Here is a 20,895-nt window from a genome sequence, read left to right on the forward strand (position 1 = left end):
TGATGAACCGAGCGCTCTAAACGGCCGGACCGCCTGTGATAAGCTCGGCGCCTCACTGGCTGCCAATCAACTGCCCATCGTGCCGTACAAAGCCCCCGTTCCAGCGCCCCCCGCCTGGCTCACGCAGAGCCGGCTGAGCGCCCCGCAAGACGCGCAAACCCTCGACTGGTTATTTGACGAAGGTTCTCTCACCCGTCGCCTGACAGCACTTTCCGATAATTCTTTCAGCGTCACACCGCTGTTCGAAGGCTGGCAAGCACTACGCGACGACGAGTGCGCCGCACTGGAGCTGCCCAGCGAAAGCCTGGGCTGGGTGCGCGAAGTGTATTTGCGCGGTCATGGCCAACCCTGGGTGTTTGCCCGCAGTGTCGCGGCGCAAAGTGCCTTGCGCGAAGGCGGTCTGAATATGGACGAATTGGGCAGCCGCTCGCTGGGCGAACTGCTGTTCTGCGACGAGGCGTTCGAGCGCCAGGCCATCGAGGTCAGCCATTACCCAGCGGTCTGGTTGCCGCCGGAACACCGCGCGGCCCCTCTATGGGGCCGCCGCTCACGCTTCAATCGCGGGCCGCTGAGCCTGCTGGTGGCGGAAATTTTCCTGCCGAGCCTGTGGCACGCGGCCAGTGCCCGTGGGGGGAACTGCTGATGTACCTGAACCTGCTCAAATCCCTGAATCGCCTGCACCCACGGGCCTGGGACTTTCTCCAGCTGACCCGCATGGACAAACCCATCGGCATTTATCTGCTGTTGTGGCCAACCCTGAGCGCGCTATGGATCGCGGCCAAGGGCGTGCCGTCGCTGAGTAACCTGCTGATCTTCACCCTCGGTGTGATCCTGACCCGCGCCGGCGGCTGTGCGATCAATGACTTCGCCGACCGCAAGGTCGACGGCCATGTCAAACGCACCGAGCAACGGCCCCTGGCGGCGGGCCGAATCAGCGGCAAGGAAGCCCTGGCGGTGTTCGCACTGCTGATGGGGATCAGCTTCCTGCTGGTGCTGGGCACCAACGCGACCACGGTGTGGCTGTCCTTCGGCGCCCTGGCGGTGGCGGCCTGCTATCCGTTCATGAAGCGCTACACCTATTACCCGCAGGTGGTGCTGGGCGCGGCGTATTCCTGGGGCATCCTGATGGCCTTCACCGCCGAAACCGGCAGCCTGCCCGCCACGGCCTGGTTGCTGTATATCGCCAACCTGCTGTGGACAGTCGCGTTCGACACCTATTACGCCATGACCGACCGCGAGGACGACCTGAAGATCGGCGTGAAATCCACCGCCATTCTGTTCGGCGACGCCGATCGAGTGATTATCCTGACCTTGCAGGGCCTGATGCTCGGCTGCCTGCTGCTGGCCGGGGCGCGGTTCGAGCTGGGGGGCTGGTTCCATATCGGCCTGTTGGTGGCCGCGGCCTGCTTTGTCTGGGAATTCTGGGTCACTCGGAGCAAAGACCCGCGGCTCTGCTTCAAGATGTTCTTGCACAACCACTGGGCGGGGTTGGCGATTTTCCTGGGGGTTGTGCTGGATTACGCGGTGCGTTGATCAAGCGGACCTGACGGGACACACCGCCGCTTACCGGTCAGGCACGCGTTCCGGAAAGCACAGCGGGACCTGTAGGCGCCTGGCTTGCCAGCGAAGCTTTTAGCGGTCTCAAGAGCCTCTTCGCGGGCAAGCCCTGCTCCTACAAGGGATTGCGGTGAATCAGTGTTTTGGCATATGCCACATGCCCTTGAAGCCCTCACCCTTCATATCGCCCGGAGCCTTGTCTTGAGTGAAGGTGTACATCGGCTTGCCGCCATACGCCCACTGCATCATGCCGTCGTCGCGCTTGATCACCGTCCACTTGCCCTCGGCCTTGGCGCCCGCAGGAGCCATCATCGGCGGCCAATTCGTGGCGCAATCGCCATTGCACATGGATTTACCACCAGTATCCTTATCAAAGGTGTACAACGTCATACCCTTGCCATCGACCATCTTGCCGTCTTTCATCATGGCCGGCTCGGCCGCGAAAACCAGGGTCGGCAGCGTTAACGCCGCCGTTACCATCAGGGCTTTCAAAGAAAACGAAGAGTGAGTCATCGGAACCTTCCTTATGCGGTTGTAGGATTCGAACTTCCAGCGTAGCCCATGAATGTGACCGTTGCGGCTTGCCGAAAAAAGCTGTCACATGTCTGCAATAATTTCGTTATCTAATGCGGCGCAAGACAGTTAAATGACAAGAGGGTGAAGGGATATGGTTGGCAGGAGCATTCTGATCGTCGACGACGAAGCGCCCATCCGCGAGATGATCGCCGTGGCGTTGGAAATGGCCGGCTATGACTGCCTGGAAGCGGAAAACTCCCAGCAGGCCCACGCGATCATCATCGACCGCAAACCCGACCTGATCCTGCTCGATTGGATGCTGCCCGGCACCTCGGGCATCGAACTGGCCCGCCGTCTCAAGCGCGACGAGCTGACCGGCGACATCCCGATCATCATGCTCACCGCCAAGGGCGAAGAGGACAACAAGATCCAGGGGCTTGAAGTTGGTGCCGATGACTATATCACCAAGCCATTTTCCCCACGGGAACTGGTAGCCCGTCTCAAGGCGGTGCTGCGCCGGGCTGGCCCGACCGACGGCGAAGCCCCTATCGAAGTCGGCGGCCTGCTGCTCGATCCGATCAGCCACCGCGTGACCATCGATGGCAAGCCCGCGGAAATGGGCCCCACCGAATACCGTCTGCTGCAGTTCTTCATGACCCACCAGGAGCGCGCCTACACCCGTGGCCAGTTGCTGGATCAGGTCTGGGGCGGCAATGTCTATGTCGAGGAACGCACCGTCGACGTGCATATCCGCCGCCTGCGCAAAGCCTTGGGCGATGCCTACGAGAATCTGGTACAAACCGTGCGCGGCACCGGGTATCGTTTCTCGACCAAAGGTTGAGAGCGGCTGCGAACGCCCCCGCAACACACCGGTAACCGAGCCGCTTCAAACTCGTAGCGTTGAAGTTTGTCGCTCGAAACGGCTTCGCCTCCAAGGACGCATGTTGAAGTGAATCAAAACTGGCATGGCACCCTGATCCGCCATCTGTTGTTGCTGGTCACCGGCTGCCTGGTGGCAGGTCTGGTCAGCGGCTATTACGGCTGGAGTCTGGCCGTGGGCCTGGGGCTTTACCTGGGCTGGACCCTCAAGCAGTTGCTGCGCCTGCACCAGTGGCTGCGCCAGCACAAGCCCGAAGAAGCACCGCCGGACGGCTACGGCCTGTGGGGCGATGTATTCGACAGCATCTACCATCTGCAACGCCGCGACCAGCGTGTACGCGGGCGCCTGCAAGCGGTGATCGACCGGGTCCAGGAATCCACCGCCGCGCTCAAGGACGCGGTGATCATGCTCGACAGCGACGGCAACCTGGAATGGTGGAACCGCGCCGCCGAAACCCTGCTGGGCCTCAAGACGCCCCAGGACAGCGGCCAGCCGGTGACCAACCTGGTACGGCATCCACGCTTCAAGGAATACTTCGAGCAGGAAAGTTACGCCGAGCCGCTGGAAATCCCCTCGCCAACCAATGATCGGCTGCGTATCCAGCTCTATATCACCCGCTACGGCAACAACGAGCACCTGATGCTGGTGCGTGATGTCACCCGCATCCATCAGTTGGAACAGATGCGCAAGGACTTCGTCGCCAACGTCTCCCATGAGCTGCGCACACCCCTGACGGTGATCTCTGGCTACCTGGAAACCCTGCTCGACAACGTCGAAGAGGTGAACCCACGCTGGGTGCGCGCCCTGCAGCAGATGCAGCAGCAAGGCAGTCGCATGCAGACGCTGCTCAACGACCTGCTGTTGCTGGCCAAGCTGGAAGCCACCGACTACCCCTCGGACAACCAGCCGGTGCGTATCGACACACTGTTGCAGTCGATCAAGAACGATGCCAAGGCCCTGTCCGGGCAACGCAACCAGACCTTCACCCTGGAAGCCGACGGCGCCATTCGCCTCAAGGGCAGCGAGGCGGAACTGCGCAGCGCCTTCTCCAATCTGGTGTTCAATGCCGTCAAGTACACCCCGGCCGAAGGCACTATCCGCATTCGCTGGTGGGGCGACGAGCACGGCGCGCACCTGAGCGTGCAGGACTCGGGCATCGGTATCGACAGCAAGCACCTGCCACGCCTCACCGAGCGCTTCTACCGGGTCGACTCCAGCCGCAACTCCAATACCGGCGGCACCGGCCTGGGTCTGGCGATCGTCAAGCATGTGCTGCTGCGCCATCGCGCGCGCCTGGAAATCAGCAGCGTCCTGGGCCATGGCAGCACCTTTACCTGTCACTTCGCGCCGGCCCAGGTGACCCGTTCAAGCAGCAAAAGCCAGCCCGCCTAGCGCCTTGCCGGGACGCCGCAGAGCCGGGCCACTAGGCAACGGGCACATCTGCCGCTACATTGGATGACTTATGCCTGCCTTTCAGGCCCCTGAACACCTACTTCAAATTGAAATACGGAACCCGTAAAACCCCATCATGGACCCTTCCCCTAGTAGCTTGACCCTCGCTTCAATCTTCGCCGATTTCGGCATGATTCTTTTCGCTCTGATCCTGGTATTGCTCAACGGTTTCTTCGTTGCAGCCGAATTCGCCATGGTCAAGCTGCGCTCGACCCGGGTCGAGGCCATCGCCCACAAGAACGGCTGGCGCGGACAGATCCTGCGCACCGTGCACAGCCAGCTGGACGCCTACCTGTCCGCTTGCCAACTGGGTATCACCCTCGCCTCCCTGGGCCTGGGCTGGGTCGGCGAGCCGGCCTTCGCCCACTTGATGGAGCCGCTGCTGAGCGCCGTCGGGGTGAACTCCGCCGAAGTGGTCAAAGGCGTATCGTTCTTTACCGCCTTCTTCATCATCTCCTACCTGCACATCGTGGTCGGCGAACTGGCGCCCAAGTCCTGGGCGATTCGCAAACCCGAGCTGCTGTCGCTGTGGACGGCGGTGCCGCTGTACCTGTTCTATTGGACGATGTACCCGGCCATTTACCTGCTCAATGCCAGCGCCAACGCGATTCTGCGGATCGCCGGCCAGGGCGAGCCCGGCCCGCATCACGAACACCATTACAGCCGTGAAGAACTCAAGCTGATCCTGCACTCCAGCCGCGGCCAGGACCCCAGCGACCAGGGCATGCGTGTGCTGGCGTCGGCGGTGGAGATGGGCGAACTGGAAGTGGTCGACTGGGCCAACTCCCGCGAAGACCTGGTGACCCTGGACTGCAACGCGCCGCTCAAGGAAATCCTCGCGTTGTTCCGCCGCCACAAATTCAGTCGTTATCCGGTGTACGACGCCGAGCACAACGTGTTCGTCGGCCTGTTGCACATCAAGGACCTGCTGCTGGAACTGGCGGCGCTGGACCACATTCCCGAGTCGTTCAACCTTGCGGAGCTGACCCGGCCATTGGAGCGGGTGTCCCGGCATATGCCGCTGTCGCGCCTGCTGGAGCAGTTCCGCCAGGGCGGCTCGCATTTCGCCCTGGTGGAAGAGGCCGACGGCAAGGTGATCGGCTACCTGACCATGGAAGACGTGCTGGAAGTGCTGGTGGGCGATATCCAGGACGAACACCGCAAGACCGAACGCGGCATCCTCGCCTATCAGCCGGGCAAGTTGCTGGTCCGCGGCGATACGCCGTTGTTCAAGGTCGAACGCCTGCTGGGTATCGACCTGGACCATATCGAAGCCGAAACTCTCGCCGGACTGATCTATGACACCCTGAAACGGGTGCCGGAAGAGGAGGAAGCATTGGAAGTCGAAGGCCTGCGCATCATCATCAAGAAGATGAAAGGGCCGAAGATCATCCTGGCCAAGGTCCTCAAGCTCGACTGACCCACACCACCGAATGCAGGAGCCAGCTTGCTGGCGATGAGGCCAATGAGCCTTGCATCGCCCTTACAGCAAGCTGCGCCTACAAGTCTTTCTATTTGCCCCTCAGGGCAAAATTCGGCAACACCTCCAGCGGCTGGCTGAACTGATAGGGAATCGACACCAGCCCCAGCCCGGTATTGCGCTGCACCACGAAGTGCAGGTGCGGCCCGGTGCTGTTGCCAGTGTTGCCCGACAGCGCCAGCGGGCTGCCCACCGCCACCCGCTGGCCTTCGCGCACGCTCACCGAGCCTTGCTTGAGGTGCAGGTACACGCCCATGGTGCCATCGTCGTGCAGCACCCGCACGAAGTTGCCCGACGGGTTCTTGCCGCCTCCGCTCTGCTCATTCTCGGTCTTGATCACCACCCCTGCGCGCGCCGCGACGATCGGCGTGCCCACGGGCATGGCGATGTCCATCGCATAACGGCTCTTGGCGCCGAAGTGACTGTATTGCCCATTCGGCCCCTGGGTCAGGCGAAACGGTCCACCGCGCCAGGGATAAGGGTAACGATAGCCCTGGGCCTGCCCTGAGGGGTCGCCAAGGAAGTATTGGAACTTGGGGGTGTAGCGCATGGGCTCGCCGGCCTGGGTCGCCGTGAGCAGCGCCAGGCGCTGGTTGCTGCGCGCCGGCAGGACCTTGCGGATCGACTGCGGGGGCGCGCCACTGACGTTCTTCAGCGCGCCAAACCCGAGCTCGATCTCCACCGGGGCATACAAATCGTTGCGCGCGAAGACCTCATCGCCACCCTTCTGCTTGCGAATATCCAGACGTACCTGGCGTTCCAGATGCTCGACCATCCGATCACGAAACACGAACACCTGGGCACCCGGCGCCGGGCGGTCACTGTAGGAGACCACCCCGTTGGCATCGGTGTACTTGTAGATCGTCATGGCCGCAGCCGAGGTGGCGGCCATCAACAGACCACAGGAAAGCAGCAGACGCAGGAACATAAGCGAGAGTCGCCGAATAAAACATGGCGACCAGACTAGCAGGTGGCCAGGACATTTGTGTGAATCACGCCAGCTGGATGGCCCCAGGGCCGAAGCACAAGTCGACGTCCAACTGCGCCGGCGCCGACAGGTTCACCAGCGCATCCAGGGAAAACTTGTCGATCTTGCCGTTCAGCAGGTCATTCAACCTCGGCTGGGTGATCCCCAGGCGCTTGGCCGCATCCTTCTGGGACAGCTCCCAGGCATTGATCCGGCTGATCAGCTCCATCATCAGCTTGGCGCGCAAGCGCATGTTGGCCGCCTCGCGAGGGGTGTCCTCAAGGGCATCCCAGACAGAGGTGAAACGTTCAGTCTTGATGGCGTTTGTCATAGCGCTGCTCCTATTTCCTGCAGTCTGGCCCGTGCCAGTTCGATATCCCGGGTATGCGTCTTCTGGGTGGCCTTCCTGAAAGCGTGAAGGACATACAGGGCATCGGCCCGACTGGCCACATAAAACACCCGGAATGCCCCACTCTCTTCACTCACCCTGATCTCGTAGACCCCCCTGCCTACCGTCCTCATGGGCTTCCAGTTGCAAGGCGCTTCACCCTGTTGCAGAAGGTCCAGCTGAAAGCCGACCGCCCTTCGCGCATCCAATGGGAACGTCTTGATATCCCTGAGCGAGCTTCCCACAAACACCACATCCTTGTGCCTTGGCATCGGTTTCTCCTGTAGCTGACAGGAAAAAGCCTAATCAATCGGCAGAGTATCCGTGGTGCAATGTTGTTTCAAAGCTTGGCTGGGAGGCCGCCGTCGGCAAGGTTCTCAAACAGCTTATATCGAAATAGATATAAAACAACCTGTACGGAAAGATTCGGATGAAAGGCTTTCCGAAGACGCTAGTCGGTACGAGAAGAGGGTCAGGCAAACGACGCGGCGTGAAAGACACCGCGTCGTCAGGCGGGCATCAAGCTCCGGGAACGAAATGCTTCTGCGCGGTACCGCGAGCGATCAGGCGGGAGATGTAGTCAAGCTTCTGGGCATCCTGGTCGACAAAGCGGAAGGTCAATTGCAGCCATTCGCTGTCCGGCTTCGGCTCGTGGGCCACGACCGCATGCAGGTAGCCATTCAGGCGGGCGATCTCGGCGTTGTCGCCCTGCTCCAGGTCCAGCACCGCATTTTCCAGGACCTGCGGCAGGACTTCAATGCGACGCACCACCAGCAAGGCTTCCTTGATGCTCAGCGCCTTGATCACGCACTGCTGGGTGCCGCTGGACAGACGCAACTGGCCCTGACCGCGACCGCCCGAGGCAGCGGCCCCCGCCGGCGACGCGGCAGTAGTCGCACGCACGGGCGGGCTGTTGAGCAGGCCTTTGGACGGCGCCGCCGCAGGAGCCTGCGCAGCCGCCGGACTGACCACTTCAGCCCGGCCACCGGTCAGGGCGCTCAGGGAATCGTTGCCAAAGGCCGAATTCGCCCGGGTCGGCGCGCTGTTCATCAAGGTGTCGAGCTTGCCAACCTTGTGCAACGCCTGTTTGACCTTGGTCAGCAACTGTTCGTTGGTAAACGGCTTGCTGACGTAACCGGAAACACCGGCCTGGATTGCCTGAACCACGTTTTCCTTGTCGCCACGGCTGGTCACCATGACGAACGGCATCGTCTTGAGGTTGTCCTGCTGGCGGCACCAGGTCAGCAACTCCAGACCGGACATTTCCGGCATTTCCCAGTCGCACAGCACCAGGTCGAACGCTTCGCGGGCCAGCACCGCCTGGGCCTTGCGACCGTTAACAGCGTCTTCGATCCGGATGCCCGGGAAGTAGTTGCGCAGGCATTTCTTCACCAGATCGCGGATGAACGACGCGTCATCCACCACCAACACACTGACTTTACTCATTGACCATTCCTCTGAAAATCCCGGCTAGCATACTGACTAATGGCTATTTGCCAAAACGCCGATTAATCACGCCGGGACTTTTCGTTCGCGGGTGCGCGTAAATTCTTGCGCCACAAACAAAAACGCCCGACCTTAGGCCGGGCGTTTTTCTCGGGCAATCTTACTTATCGTCAACTTCGCCGGGAACATTAGCGGTTTCGGACAAGGTGCCTTCAACTTCCTGGCGCATGCGCTTGAGGCCCAGGTGCCGGACATCGGTTCCGCGCACCAGGTAGATCACCAGTTCGGAGATATTCCGTGCGTGATCGCCGATCCGCTCCAGGGAGCGCAGCACCCAGATGATGCTCAACACACGGGTAATCGAGCGCGGGTCTTCCATCATGTAGGTCGCCAGCTCGCGCAGGGCGGTCTTGTATTCGCGGTCGATGATCTTGTCATGCTGCGCCACCGACAAGGCCAGCTCGGCGTCGAAGCGGGCAAAGGCATCCAGCGAGTCGCGGACCATGTTGCGTACCTGGTCGCCGATATGCCGCACTTCGACATAACCGCGCGGCGCTTCACCTTCCTCGCACAGCTGGATGGCGCGACGGGCGATCTTGGTCGATTCGTCACCAATGCGCTCCAGGTCGATCACCGACTTGGAGATGCTGATGATCAAGCGCAGATCGGAGGCCGCGGGCTGGCGACGAGCGAGAATGCGCAGGCATTCCTCGTCGATGTTGCGCTCCATCTGGTTGATCTGGTCGTCGATATCGCGCACTTGCTGGGCCAGGCCCGAGTCGGCTTCGATCAGCGCGCTTACCGCGTCGTTGACCTGTTTCTCGACCAACCCGCCCATGGCCAGGAGGTGGCTGCGTACTTCTTCCAGTTCCGCGTTGAACTGCGCGGAAATGTGGTGGGTAAGACCGTCTTTATCAATCATGTTTCGCTCCGCGAAAGCTGCAAGCTTCAAGCTGTAAGCTTCAAGCCGAATTATGGATATTCCCAGGCTGCCCTTGCTTGCCGCTTGTCACTGGCAGCTTACAACGGCTTCACCTAGCCATAACGACCGGTAATGTAGTCTTCGGTCTGCTTCTTGGCCGGGTTGGTGAACAGGGTATCGGTGTCACCGAACTCCACCAGCTTGCCCATGTACATGAACGCGGTGTAGTCGGAGACCCGTGCCGCCTGTTGCATGTTGTGGGTGACGATGACGATGGTGAACTTGGACTTGAGCTCATAGATCAGTTCTTCGACCTTGAGGGTCGAGATCGGATCGAGTGCCGAACAGGGTTCGTCGAGCAGCAACACTTCCGGTTCGACCGCAATGGTCCGGGCGATCACCAGACGTTGTTGCTGACCGCCGGACAGGCCCAGGGCCGAGTCATGCAGACGATCCTTGACCTCCTCCCACAGCGCGGCGCCCTTGAGAGCCCACTCCACGGCTTCATCGAGAATACGCTTCTTGTTGATGCCCTGGATACGCAGGCCGTAGACCACGTTTTCGTAGATGGTCTTGGGGAACGGGTTGGGCTTCTGGAACACCATGCCGACCTTGCGGCGCAGCTCGGCCACATCCTCGCCCTTGCGGTAGATGTTGTTGCCGTAGAGGTTGATTTCACCATCCACGCGGCAACCGTCCACCAGGTCGTTCATGCGGTTGAAGGTCCGCAGCAGCGTCGACTTGCCGCAACCGGACGGGCCGATGAAGGCCGTCACGCGTTGTTTGGGAATGTTCATGCTGACGTCGTACAGGGCCTGCTTTTCGCCGTAGTACAGGCTCAGTTTCGGGACTTCGATGGCAACGGTTTCGCTCGCCAGGTCCAGGCTCTGTTTGTTACGGCCCAGGGCGGACATGTTGATGCCATGGGTTTGGGTTTCATGCTGCATGGGGTAACTCCCTGCGCTCACATATTCGTTGTAGGAGCAATCTCGCTCGCGATGCGGTCACCCGGGCTTTTCTGAATCACCGTGGCGATGCGTCTTTCTTCGCGAGCAAGCTCGCTCCTACAGTGGATGGGGTGAATGTTATTAGCTATCCAGCGCCTTGTACTTCTCGCGCAGGTGGTTACGGATCCACACGGCCGACAGGTTCAACGTGGCAATCACCAGCACCAGCAACAATGCGGTGGCATACACCAGCGGACGAGCCGCCTCGACGTTCGGACTCTGGAAGCCGACGTCGTAGATATGAAAGCCCAGGTGCATGATCTTCTGGTCCAGGTGCAGGTACGGGTAGTTGCCGTCCACCGGCAGCGACGGCGCCAGTTTCACCACGCCCACCAGCATCAGCGGCGCCACTTCACCGGCAGCGCGGGCCACGGCGAGGATCATGCCGGTCATCATGGCCGGACTGGCCATCGGCAGGACGATTTTCCACAAGGTCTCGGCCTTGGTCGCCCCCAAGGCCAGCGAACCCTCGCGCACTGTACGGGGAATCCGCGCCAGGCCTTCCTCGGTCGCCACGATTACCACCGGTACCGCCAGCAGCGCCAGGGTCAGCGAGGCCCAGAGCAGGCCCGGCGTACCGAAGGTCGGTGCCGGCAAGGCTTCGGGGAAGAACAGCCGGTCGAGGGAGCCGCCCAGCACGTAGACGAAGAAGCCCAGACCGAATACACCGTAGACGATCGCCGGAACCCCCGCCAGATTGTTCACCGCGATGCGGATGATCCGGGTCAGCGTGTTCTGCTTGGCGTACTCACGCAGGTAGACCGCCGCCAGCACGCCGAACGGGGTCACGATCATCGCCATGATCAGGGTCATCATCACGGTGCCGAAGATTGCCGGGAAGATCCCGCCTTCGGTGTTGGCTTCACGCGGGTCGTCGCTGAGGAATTCCCAGACCTTGCTGAAATAGAAGCCCAGCTTGGTCAGCTTGCCCATGGCGTTCGGCTGGTAGGCGTGGACCACTTTGCCGATGCTGATTTCCAGTTCCTTGCCGTTGGCATCGAGGGCCGTCAGGCTGTCGCGGTTGAACTGGGTGTGCAGGTCGCCCAGGCGCGCCTCGACTTCCTGGTAGCGGGCATTGAGCTCGGCGCGCTCGGCCGCCATGTCGGCTTGCGCGGCGGCGTCGAGCCGGCCTTCCAGCTCCAGCTTGCGACCGTGCAGACGAATCCGCTCAAGGCCGGCGTTGATCGCACCGATGTCGCTTTTCTCAAGCGTCTTGATCTGCGCCGCCAAAGCGTTCACCCGCTGAACCCGGGCCTGCAACTCGGGCCAGGCGGCTTCGCCTTCGGCGATCACCTTGCCGCCTTCCTTGACGTTGACCAGGGTGCCGTAGAAGTTACCCCACTCACGACGCTCGATGGTCATCAGTTCGGTCGGGTAGCTCTGGTCCTGCAACCACTCGCCGACGATCCAGGTGAAATCGTTGCCGTTCAGGTCGCGGTTACCGACCTTGATCAGCTCCCGGGTCATGAACTCAGGGCCCTCGTCCGGCACCGGCAAGCCGGCCGACTTCAGGCGCGCGCGCGGCACTTCTTCCTTCTGCACCACCTCGCCGACCACGACCTGGTTGGCCTGGCCCGGCACGTTGTACTGGGCATGCACCAGGTCGGCCGGCCAGAAGTGGCCAAGGCCGCGCACAGCGATCACGGCCAGCAGGCCGATGGTCATGATGACCGCGATGGATACCGCACCACCGCTGATCCAGACGCCGGGGGCGCCGCTCTTGAACCAGCCATTCAGGGAGTTCTGTTTCACAGACTTCTACCTTTCTTAAAGCGACGAGTATTTCTTGCGCAGGCGCTGACGAATCAGTTCCGCGAGGGTGTTCATGATGAACGTGAACAGCAGCAGCACCAGCGCCGAGAGGAACAGCACACGGTAGTGGCTACCCCCGACTTCCGACTCCGGCATCTCCACCGCGACGTTGGCCGCCAGGGTGCGCAGGCCTTCGAACAGGTTCATCTCCATCACCGGGGTGTTGCCGGTAGCCATCAGCACGATCATGGTCTCGCCGACGGCGCGCCCCATGCCGATCATCAGCGCCGAGAAGATGCCCGGGCTGGCGGTGAGGATCACCACCCGCGTCATGGTCTGCCAGGGCGTGGCGCCCAGGGCCAGCGAACCCAGGGTCAGGCCGCGTGGCACGCTGAACACGGCGTCTTCGGCGATGGAGTAGATGTTCGGGATCACCGCGAAGCCCATGGCCAAGCCCACTACCAGGGCGTTGCGCTGGTCGTAGGTGATGCCCAGGTCATGGGAGATCCACATGCGCATGTCGCCGCCGAAGAACCAGGCTTCCAGGTGCGGGCTCATGAACAGCGAGAGCCAGCCGACGAACAGGATCACCGGAATCAGGATTGCGCTTTCCCAACCGTCCGGCACCCGCAGGCGCAGCGACTCGGGCAGGCGGCTCCAGGCGAAACCGGCCACCAGGATACCGATCGGCACGAGCATCAGCAGGCTGAAGATCCCCGGCAGGTGCCCTTCGACATACGGCGCCAGGAACAGGCCGGCGAAGAAACCGAGGATCACCGTCGGCATCGCCTCCATCAACTCGATCACCGGTTTGACCTTGCGGCGCATGCCCGGGGCCATGAAGTAGGCGGTATAGATCGCGGCGGCGACGGCCAGCGGCGCGGCCAGCAACATGGCGTAGAACGCGGCCTTCAGGGTCCCGAAGGTCAGCGGCGACAAGCTCAGTTTGGGTTCGAAGTCGGTGTTGGCGGCGGTCGATTGCCAGACGTACTTGGGTTCGTCGTAGTTCTCGTACCAGACCTTGCTCCACAGCGCGCTCCAGGACACTTCCGGGTGCGGGTTGTCGAGGACCAACGGCAGGATCTTGCCACCTTGCTCGACGATCACCCGGTTGGCCCGCGGCGACAGGCCGAACAGGCCCTGGCCATCGACCACCTGGTTGACCAGCAGGGTCCGGTGCGCGGTGCTGTGGAACACGCCGAGCTTGCCGGAAGCGTCCATGGCGACAAAGCCCTTGCGACGCTCTTCAGCGGTGATTTCAACGATCGGCGCGGAGCCCATCTGGAAACTGCGGATGGGTTTCAGGCGCAGCTCGCCATCGGGATCACGGGCCATGAACCACTGGGCCAGACCGCCACTGGAGTCACCGATGATCAACGAGATACCGCCCACCAGTTGTGTACTGGCGGTCACTTCGGCATCGGCGTTTTCAAGCAGTTTATAGCGACCGTTCAGGCTCTTGTCGCGCAGACTGAACACGTCGGCCTGGGCGCGCCCGTTGATCACGTACAACCATTGCTGGCGCGGATCGATATAGATCGCCTTCACCGGTTCGGTCATCTGCGGCAGCTCGATGCTTCTCTGCTCGCTGGTGACCTCGCCGGTCATCATGTTCTCTTCCTGGGTCAGCGCCAGCACGTGCAACTGTGCCCCAGTGGAGCCCGCCACGACCAGGGTCGAATCGGCGGTGTTCAGATTCACATGCTCAAGCGCGCGTCCCTGCTCATCGAGGTTGATCGGCGCTTCGCCGTAAGGGTACTCGAGCGCTGGAGAAATGGTTTTCTTGCCGTCCGGGTAAGTCACTTTATAGGTGTGACGGAACACCAGCGCCTGGCCATTGGACAGGCCGACAATGACCAGTGGGATGCCCGGCTGGTCCTTGCTGATGGAGGTGACGGTGGTACCGGCCGGAATCGGCAGGTTCACGCGCGACAGCTCGGTGGCGTCCTGGGCATTGAAGAACAGCACCTGCCCTTTGTCGGAAACCCGCATGCCCACCTGATTCTGTTCTTCCACGGAGATCATCAGGGGTTTGCCGGCATCCTGCATCCAGGCCGGCGTAATGCTTTTCTCGGCGGTCAGCGAGGCACCCTGGAACAGGGGCAGGACCACATAACCGAGAAAGAAGAAGATCAGCGTGATCGCCCCGAGGACAGCCAAGCCGCCAATAAATACGTACCACCGGGTCAGGCGATCTTTCAGCGCGCGAATACGGCGCTTGCGTTGCAGCTCAGGCGTATTGAAGTCAATACGCTTGGGGGGAGAAGTCGTAGTCATGGTGGAATTGGCCAGATCGTTCATGCGCACACCCTAGCGATCCTGTATGACAGAAAGATGACAATGCAGTGACGCACTGAAGCCGCCGCCCAGCAGGGCTGGCAGCGGTTTCGGAATATGGGGCGCGGCCGATGGAGATCAAGCCGCGCCTTGGTGGTGCTACCGGGGCTGGCGCCCCGGCTCAAGGCTTACTTCTTGCCTTCGCTCAGACCCAGGTCAGCCAGTGCCTTGGAGGCAACCTTGGCTGGCAGTGGGATGTAGCCGTCCTTCACAACCACTTCCTGACCCTGCTTGGACAGGACCAGTTTCACGAACTCGGCTTCCAGCGGAGCCAGAGGCTTGCCCGGGGCCTTGTTGACATACACGTAGAGGAAACGCGACAGCGGGTATTTGCCGTTCAGTGCGTTTTCTTCACTGTCTTCGATGAAGTCAGTGCTGCCTTTCTTCGACAGGGCAACGGTTTTCACGCTGGCGGTCTTGTAGCCGATACCCGAGTAGCCGATACCGTTCAGCGAGGAGCTGATGGACTGCACAACGGAAGCCGAACCTGGCTGTTCGTTCACGTTAGGCTTGTAGTCGCCTTTGCACAGGGCTTCTTCCTTGAAGTAGCCGTAGGTGCCGGAGACCGAGTTGCGACCGAACAGTTGAACCGGCTTGTTGGCCAGGTCGCCGGTCACGCCCAGGTCGGCCCAGGTCTTGACGTCGGCTTTGGCGCCACACAGACGAGTCGAGGAGAAGATCGCGTCGACTTGCTCCATGGTCAGGTGCTTGATCGGGTTGTCCTTGTGCACGAACACGGCCAAGGCATCCACGGCGACCGGGATAGCGGTCGGCTTGTAGCCGTACTTCTGCTCGAAGGCAGCCAGCTCGGTGTCCTTCATCTTGCGGCTCATCGGGCCCAGGTTCGAAGTGCCTTCAGTCAGGGCGGGCGGCGCGGTAGCGGAACCGGCGGCCTGAATCTGAATGTTCACGTTCGGGTATTCTTTCTTGTAGTTCTCAGCCCACAAGGTCATGAGGTTAGCCAGGGTGTCGGAACCAACGCTGGACAGGTTGCCCGATACACCCGTGACTTTTGTATAAGACGGAATGGACGGGTCCACACCAGCGGCGACCGCGTGGGCAGTTGCAACGCCAGCAGCGACAAAAGTCATTGCCGCCATCAAACGCTTCAGTTTCATGCCTTGCTCCTAGCAGATAGGGATTGTTAGATCGGGCCCAAGTATCTGTAGGCCGCATGAACACTCTATGACTGGTATGTGACAGTTAGATGAAAGGCCAGCATTCGGAAGAACGCCAGCCTTGATCGGATAAACGGACAAAAACCCAGAATCTACGGGGGCTACAGCCCCCCCTGCGGGATACCGGGCAGGTCGCCCCTGAAACAATTTGAAACCCTCTTCCTCCAGATGGGTGCTAGCGTCAACCGCCGCGGCTCAACGCCCCTTCACCCACAGATACCCCCCTACCAGCACCCCGATACCGCAAATGATCGCCACATAATAAGCAGGGCCCATCGGGCTATCCTTGAGCAGCAGGGTGACCACCATCGGGGTCAGGCCACCGAAAATCGCGTAGGCCAGGTTGTAGGAAAACGACAGGCCGCTGAAACGCACCACCGCCGGAAACGCCTTGACCATCACATACGGCACCGCGCCGATGGTGCCGACGAACAGGCCACTCAAGGCATACAGCGGGAACAGCCAGTCGGGGTGAGTCGGCAAGCTGCCATAGAAGCTCCAGAAGGTCGCCATCAGCGCCAGACTGCCGAACACGAACACCCGTCCGGCCCCGAAACGGTCGGCCAGCGCACCGGAGAGGATGCAACCCAAAGTCAGGCACACCGTCGCCAGGCTGTTGGCCTTCAGCGACACGGTAGGGGAAAAGTGAAAGACCGTCTGCAGCACGGTCGGGGTCATCAGGATCACCACCACCACAGCGGCGGACAACAGCCAGGTCAGCAGCATCGAGACCAGCACCGCACCGCGATGATCACGCAGTACCGCGCCCAGGGGGATGCCGTCAGACAGTGCCTTGCGCAGCTGCAACTCGGCGAATACCGGGGTTTCGTGCAGCCAACGGCGCAGGTACACCGAAAACAGGCCGAACACGCCACCGAGCAGGAACGGAATTCGCCAGGCGTAATCGGCCACTTCCAGCGGTGTATAAAGGCTGTTGACCAGAGTCGCCACCAGCGAGCCGAGCAGGATGCCGGCGGTCAGACCCGAGGTCAGGGTGCCGCAGGCAAAGCCGATCTTGCGTTCCGGCACGTGTTCGGCGACGAACACCCAGGCACCCGGCACCTCGCCACCGATGGCCGCGCCCTGGATCACCCGCATCAGCAACAGCAGAATCGGCGCCCAGATGCCAATCTGCGCATAGGTCGGCAACAGGCCCATGATCAGGGTCGGCACCGCCATCAAGAAAATACTCAGGGTGAACATCTTCTTGCGCCCCAGCAGATCGCCGAAGTGGGCCATCACGATGCCACCCAGCGGTCGCGCCAGGTAGCCGGCGGCGAAAATCCCGAACGTCTGCATCAGGCGCAACCACTCCGGCATGTCCGCCGGGAAAAACAGCTTGCCGACCACTGCGGCAAAAAACACGAAAATGATAAAGTCGTAGAACTCCAGCGCGCCGCCCAGGGCAGACAGCGATAAAGTCTTGTAGTCGTTGCGGGTCAGCGGGCGCGAAGGTTGCGCGATATGGGTGGACGCGGTGGTCATGGGCTTCTCTTATTGGGCACGTCTATGAGTCAAGCAAGGCTCGATTCAGGCTGGAGGCAGGTCTGGCACGATAGCAAATTGTTTGTAAAAGCACATGGATCGGCGTATTCGTCGGCAAAAATGAGAACCGGGAGGTCGTCTCGCGGTCTATCGACCGATATACTCGTGCCCTGCGTCGGGTAGAACCCGCAGGCTAGAGGGGTATTGTGCGAAAACGCCGTTGGGGCCGAACCAGCCGCTTTCGCAGAGTTTCCCTTAGTGCGGCTTACGAGAAACGTAACGAACGTAGTATGTTCGGGCTGAATCGTTTTTCTTGAAGACGGCTATTCACCTGCAATACCAACGTAGCGTTACGGGTCAGAGGCACCCCGGCATGATCGAACTCGAACAAGAAGACCCTATCCCGCAAGGCGATCTCGCCCTGCAAATCACCGCCCTCCCGCGCGAAGCCAACGGTTTCGGCGATATTTATGGTGGCTGGCTGGTCAGCCAGATGGATCTGGCCGGCACCGCCATGGCCAGCAAGGTCGCCGGCGGCCGGGTGGCCACGGTGTCCATCGACCGCATGGCATTCCTGGTCCCGGTCGCCGTCGGCGCGCAATTGTCCTTTTATACCCATACCGAGGAAATCGGCCGCAGCTCGATGCGGATGATGGTCGAGGTGTGGAGCGACGACCCGCTGACCAGCGAATGGCGCAAGGTCACCGAAGCGGCCTTCGTGTTCGTGGCCATCGACGGCAGCGGTCGAACCCGCTCCGTGCCACGGCGCTAACCCGGCCGCCCGGCGGCCCGTTGCAACTCCCTGCCTTGCGAGAACACCATGACCACGCCCCATGTTGAAACGGTAAAACTGGACGAGCTGAACGGCTGGCGCATCCGCCACGGCCAAGCCGAATTGCTGGTGGCGCAACAAGGCGCGCAGATCCTCAGCTACCAATTGACCGGGCAACCGCCGCTGATCTGGCTCAACAACGAGGCGCTGTTCAAGCAAGGCACGGGCATTCGCGCTGGCGTACCGGTGTGTTGGCCGTGGTTTGGCAACTTTTCGCGCAACCCGGACAGCGTGCAGGCCATGCGCCAAGCCAGTGACGCCCCCACGGCCCATGGCCTGGTACGGACGATGAACTGGTCGTTGCAAGGCATCGAGGCCGACGGCGACAGCGTGAACGTGACGTTCAGCCTGCCGCTGCCCGAAGGTGGCCTGCCGGGCTGGCCGCACAAGGTCGGCCTGACCTTGCGCATTCGCCTGGGCGAGACCTTGCACATCGAACTCACCAGCCAGAACCAGGACGACCATCCGGTCAGCCTCAGCCAGGCGCTGCATACCTACTTCGCTGTCAGCGATGTGCGCAATGTGCACGTCGAGGGCGTGGATGGCCTGGCCTACATCGACACGGCGGATGGCTGGAAGCAGGTCCGCCAGCAAGGCGAACTGCGCTTCGCCGGTGAAACCGACCGTATCTACCAGAATGCGCCCGCGCGGCTGAGCATTGTCGACCCGACCTGGGAGCGGCGTATCGAGCTGAACACCCAGGGCTCACGTTCGGCGGTGATCTGGAACCCGTGGATCGACCGGGCCAGTCAACTCGCCGACATGGCCGACGATGGCTGGCAGAAGATGCTGTGCATCGAGACCGCGAACGTGATGGATGATGTGGTGACGCTTGCACCGGGAGCTAGTCATACGCTGGGTGTGACTATCGGCAGTCAGCGCCTGGTGTAATACCTTGTGGCGAGGGGCTTGTCGGAACGCCGCATCGCCCCGTTGGGGCGCGAAGCGCCCCTAAAATCAGCGGCTTCATTGTGTCAGGCAGAACGCAGTCACAGGCTTTGGGGCTGCTTCGCAGCCCAGCGCGGGCAAGCCCGCTCGCCACAAGACCGTGCTCGGCTTCAAATGCCGTCTTACAGATCCGACTCCTTCACCACCCTGACCTTCCCCGCATCCAGCGCATACGCCGCGTCGGCCAGGTCATTGCTGACCTTCTCGATCTTCAGCGTGCCGGTGACCCACAGCGGCGTATAGATATCGTCCAGCTTCAGGCCCTTGGGATAGCGCACCAGCACCAGTTGATTGGGCGGCGGTGGCGGCACGTGGATGCAGGCGCCCGGGTACGGCACCAGGAAAAAACAGCGTGCTGCGCCCCTTGGCATCGGTTTCCAGCGGTACCGGATAACCACCGATGCGGATCTCCTTGCCATCCATGGCCGGCACGGTCTTGGTTGAATACATCACCGCCGGCAGGCCCTTGCTCTGTTTCAAGCCACCCTTGGCGGTAAACGTACCGTTGCTCTCGGGCGAGTTGTGGTAATTTCCGGCATTTGCTCAAGGGCTTTCTGGTCCGACTTGGGCATGAGCTCCAGCCAGTCGGTTTCCGGCAGTTCACCAGCATGGGCCAAGCCACTACCCAGAAAAAGAAGTGTCAAAAGAAGACGGCGCATGGGGAGACTCGAAGACACAAGGAAATGTTACGCATTCTAGCCCTCTACGCCATTGCGGCGCAGAGGGTTTGCTCGTCTGGATCAGCTCTTTCTGATCAGGTTGTAGACCACCAGAAGGATAATCGCGCCAACGACCGCACCGATAAAACCCGCGCCTTGCCCGGCGTGATAGATCCCCAGCGCCTGGCCGCCGTAGGTTGCCGCCAGCGAACCACCGATGCCCAGCAGGATGGTCATGATCCAGCCCATGCTGTCATCGCCGGGCTTGAGGAAACGCGCTACCAAACGACGATAAGGCCGATAAAAATTGTTCCGATAATGTGCATCGCATTTCCCTCAGGTGAGTTTGCACAGCCAAAGCCTGGTCAACCCTTTGGCATCCTGCTATCAGAGGCTGGCGGAGCCGTAGGTTCCCGCCAGCACTGACATCTTTACTCGGCGATCAACGCCTCGACCCGCAGAATCTGTTCCTGCAGGGTCGCTTTGTCGCACAACGCAGGGTTGCATGGCCCACCTTGCGCCCTGCTTGAACGCCTTGCCATAATGATGCAGATGGCAATCGGCGATGGCGATCACCTGCTCCACCGACGGGACTTCGCCGATAAAGTTGAGCATCGCGCTTTCACCGACCTTGGCGGTCGAGCCCAACGGCAGCCCGGCAATCGCTCGCAGATGGTTTTCGAACTGGCTGCATTCGGCGCCTTCGGTGGTCCAGTGCCCGGAGTTGTGGACCCGCGGTGCAATTTCGTTGGCCTTGAGGCCACCGTCGACTTCAAAGAACTCGAACGCCAGCACGCCGACATAATCCAGTTGCTTGAGCACCCGACCGGCATAGTCTTCGGCCAGGGCTTGCAGCGGATGATCGGTGCTGGCCACGGACAGGCGCAGGATGCCGTTGTCGTGGGTGTTGTGCACCAGCGGGTAGAGAGCAGGTTTCGCCGTCACGGCCACGCACGGCGATCAGCGAAACTTCCCCGGTGAACGGCACGAAGCCCTCCAGCAGGCAGCCAACGCTGCCCAGTTCGGCGAAGGTGCCGACCACGTCGGCCGGAGTGCGCAGGACTTTCTGACCCTTGCCGTCATAACCCA

General features: G+C 61.3%; 18 protein-coding genes and 3 pseudogenes. 7 read left to right on the forward strand and 14 right to left on the reverse strand.

Translation table 11 applies throughout. From position 1 onward, the window contains the following. Positions 1-79: 79 nt before the first annotated feature. A complete protein-coding gene (locus tag PFEN_RS30285) occupies positions 80-643 on the forward strand; it encodes a chorismate--pyruvate lyase family protein (protein ID WP_191490225.1) in 564 nt (187 codons plus the stop codon). Further along, a complete protein-coding gene (ubiA, locus tag PFEN_RS30290) occupies positions 643-1,533 on the forward strand; it encodes a 4-hydroxybenzoate octaprenyltransferase (protein WP_191490226.1) in 891 nt (296 codons plus the stop codon). The genes PFEN_RS30285 and ubiA overlap by 1 nt, the downstream gene beginning before the upstream one ends. Before the next feature lie 159 nt (positions 1,534-1,692). Here the strand turns inward: ubiA and PFEN_RS30295 are convergent, their stop codons facing one another. Further along, the gene (locus PFEN_RS30295) at positions 1,693-2,070 is read right to left on the reverse strand and encodes a hypothetical protein (RefSeq protein ID WP_191490227.1); all 378 of its coding nucleotides are present in this window, start codon (positions 2,068-2,070) and stop codon (positions 1,693-1,695) included. Positions 2,071-2,224: 154 nt separating this feature from the next. Between PFEN_RS30295 and phoB the strand changes: the two genes are divergently transcribed. From phoB to PFEN_RS30310, 3 genes are all read left to right on the forward strand, one after another. Further along, positions 2,225-2,914, forward strand: a complete 690-nt coding sequence (gene phoB, locus PFEN_RS30300; protein WP_191490228.1) for a phosphate regulon transcriptional regulator PhoB — start codon at positions 2,225-2,227, stop codon at positions 2,912-2,914. Between the two features lie 108 nt (positions 2,915-3,022). Continuing rightward, a complete protein-coding gene (gene phoR, locus PFEN_RS30305) occupies positions 3,023-4,345 on the forward strand; it encodes a phosphate regulon sensor histidine kinase PhoR (RefSeq protein WP_191490229.1) in 1,323 nt (440 codons plus the stop codon). Between the two features lie 136 nt (positions 4,346-4,481). Further along, the gene (locus tag PFEN_RS30310; RefSeq protein WP_191490230.1) at positions 4,482-5,825 is read left to right on the forward strand and encodes a hemolysin family protein; all 1,344 of its coding nucleotides are present in this window, start codon (positions 4,482-4,484) and stop codon (positions 5,823-5,825) included. 91 nt (positions 5,826-5,916) lie between these two features. Here PFEN_RS30310 and PFEN_RS30315 read toward each other — a convergent pair whose 3' ends face one another. The 10 genes from PFEN_RS30315 to PFEN_RS30360 form a co-directional block, all read right to left on the reverse strand. Further along, complete coding sequence (locus PFEN_RS30315; RefSeq protein ID WP_191490231.1) at positions 5,917-6,813, reverse strand: peptidoglycan DD-metalloendopeptidase family protein; 897 nt, start codon at positions 6,811-6,813, stop codon at positions 5,917-5,919. A 64-nt stretch (positions 6,814-6,877) separates the two neighbouring features. After that, positions 6,878-7,183: a helix-turn-helix domain-containing protein gene (locus tag PFEN_RS30320; protein WP_191490232.1), complete on the reverse strand. Its 306-nt coding sequence runs from the start codon at positions 7,181-7,183 to the stop codon at positions 6,878-6,880. Beyond that, positions 7,180-7,512 carry a type II toxin-antitoxin system RelE/ParE family toxin gene (locus PFEN_RS30325; protein WP_191490233.1) on the reverse strand — a complete coding sequence of 111 codons (333 nt, stop codon included), beginning with the start codon at positions 7,510-7,512 and terminating at the stop codon, positions 7,180-7,182. Before PFEN_RS30325 ends, PFEN_RS30320 begins: the two co-directional genes overlap by 4 nt. 247 nt (positions 7,513-7,759) lie before the next feature. Further along, positions 7,760-8,686, reverse strand: coding sequence for a response regulator (locus PFEN_RS30330; protein WP_191490234.1), 927 nt, complete (start codon positions 8,684-8,686; stop codon positions 7,760-7,762). A gap of 160 nt (positions 8,687-8,846) precedes the next feature. Then, positions 8,847-9,608, reverse strand: coding sequence for a phosphate signaling complex protein PhoU (phoU, locus tag PFEN_RS30335; protein WP_191490235.1), 762 nt, complete (start codon positions 9,606-9,608; stop codon positions 8,847-8,849). 113 nt (positions 9,609-9,721) lie between these two features. Beyond that, entirely contained in the window at positions 9,722-10,555 is an 834-nt protein-coding gene (gene pstB, locus PFEN_RS30340) for a phosphate ABC transporter ATP-binding protein PstB (protein WP_191490236.1), read from the reverse strand. Between the two features lie 141 nt (positions 10,556-10,696). After that, positions 10,697-12,367, reverse strand: coding sequence for a phosphate ABC transporter permease PstA (pstA, locus tag PFEN_RS30345; protein ID WP_191490237.1), 1,671 nt, complete (start codon positions 12,365-12,367; stop codon positions 10,697-10,699). 15 nt (positions 12,368-12,382) lie between these two features. Further along, positions 12,383-14,416, reverse strand: a complete 2,034-nt coding sequence (locus PFEN_RS30350; protein WP_191490291.1) for an ABC transporter permease subunit — start codon at positions 14,414-14,416, stop codon at positions 12,383-12,385. A gap of 416 nt (positions 14,417-14,832) precedes the next feature. Continuing rightward, positions 14,833-15,822, reverse strand: coding sequence for a phosphate ABC transporter substrate-binding protein PstS (locus tag PFEN_RS30355; RefSeq protein ID WP_191489080.1), 990 nt, complete (start codon positions 15,820-15,822; stop codon positions 14,833-14,835). A 255-nt stretch (positions 15,823-16,077) separates the two neighbouring features. Beyond that, the gene (locus tag PFEN_RS30360; protein ID WP_191489079.1) at positions 16,078-17,367 is read right to left on the reverse strand and encodes an MFS transporter; all 1,290 of its coding nucleotides are present in this window, start codon (positions 17,365-17,367) and stop codon (positions 16,078-16,080) included. A gap of 373 nt (positions 17,368-17,740) precedes the next feature. Between PFEN_RS30360 and PFEN_RS30365 the strand changes: the two genes are divergently transcribed. Together PFEN_RS30365 and PFEN_RS30370 are read left to right on the forward strand one after the other, a co-directional pair. Then, positions 17,741-18,139, forward strand: a complete 399-nt coding sequence (locus PFEN_RS30365; protein WP_040071787.1) for an acyl-CoA thioesterase — start codon at positions 17,741-17,743, stop codon at positions 18,137-18,139. 48 nt (positions 18,140-18,187) lie between these two features. After that, on the forward strand, positions 18,188-19,090 hold the full coding sequence (locus tag PFEN_RS30370) for a D-hexose-6-phosphate mutarotase (RefSeq protein ID WP_191489078.1): 903 nt from the start codon (positions 18,188-18,190) through the stop codon (positions 19,088-19,090). A 179-nt stretch (positions 19,091-19,269) separates the two neighbouring features. Here the strand turns inward: PFEN_RS30370 and PFEN_RS30375 are convergent. The 3 pseudogenes from PFEN_RS30375 to PFEN_RS30385 form a co-directional block, all read right to left on the reverse strand. Beyond that, positions 19,270-19,806 (reverse strand): annotated as a pseudogene (locus tag PFEN_RS30375) (DUF3299 domain-containing protein). 81 nt (positions 19,807-19,887) lie between these two features. Further along, positions 19,888-20,132 (reverse strand): annotated as a pseudogene (locus PFEN_RS30380) (GlsB/YeaQ/YmgE family stress response membrane protein). A gap of 105 nt (positions 20,133-20,237) precedes the next feature. Further along, a pseudogene (locus tag PFEN_RS30385) lies at positions 20,238-20,895 on the reverse strand (ATP-grasp domain-containing protein); the annotation flags it as partial.

It is taken from the genome of Pseudomonas sp. FEN, assembly GCF_904067045.1.
GTDB lineage: Bacteria > Pseudomonadota > Gammaproteobacteria > Pseudomonadales > Pseudomonadaceae > Aquipseudomonas.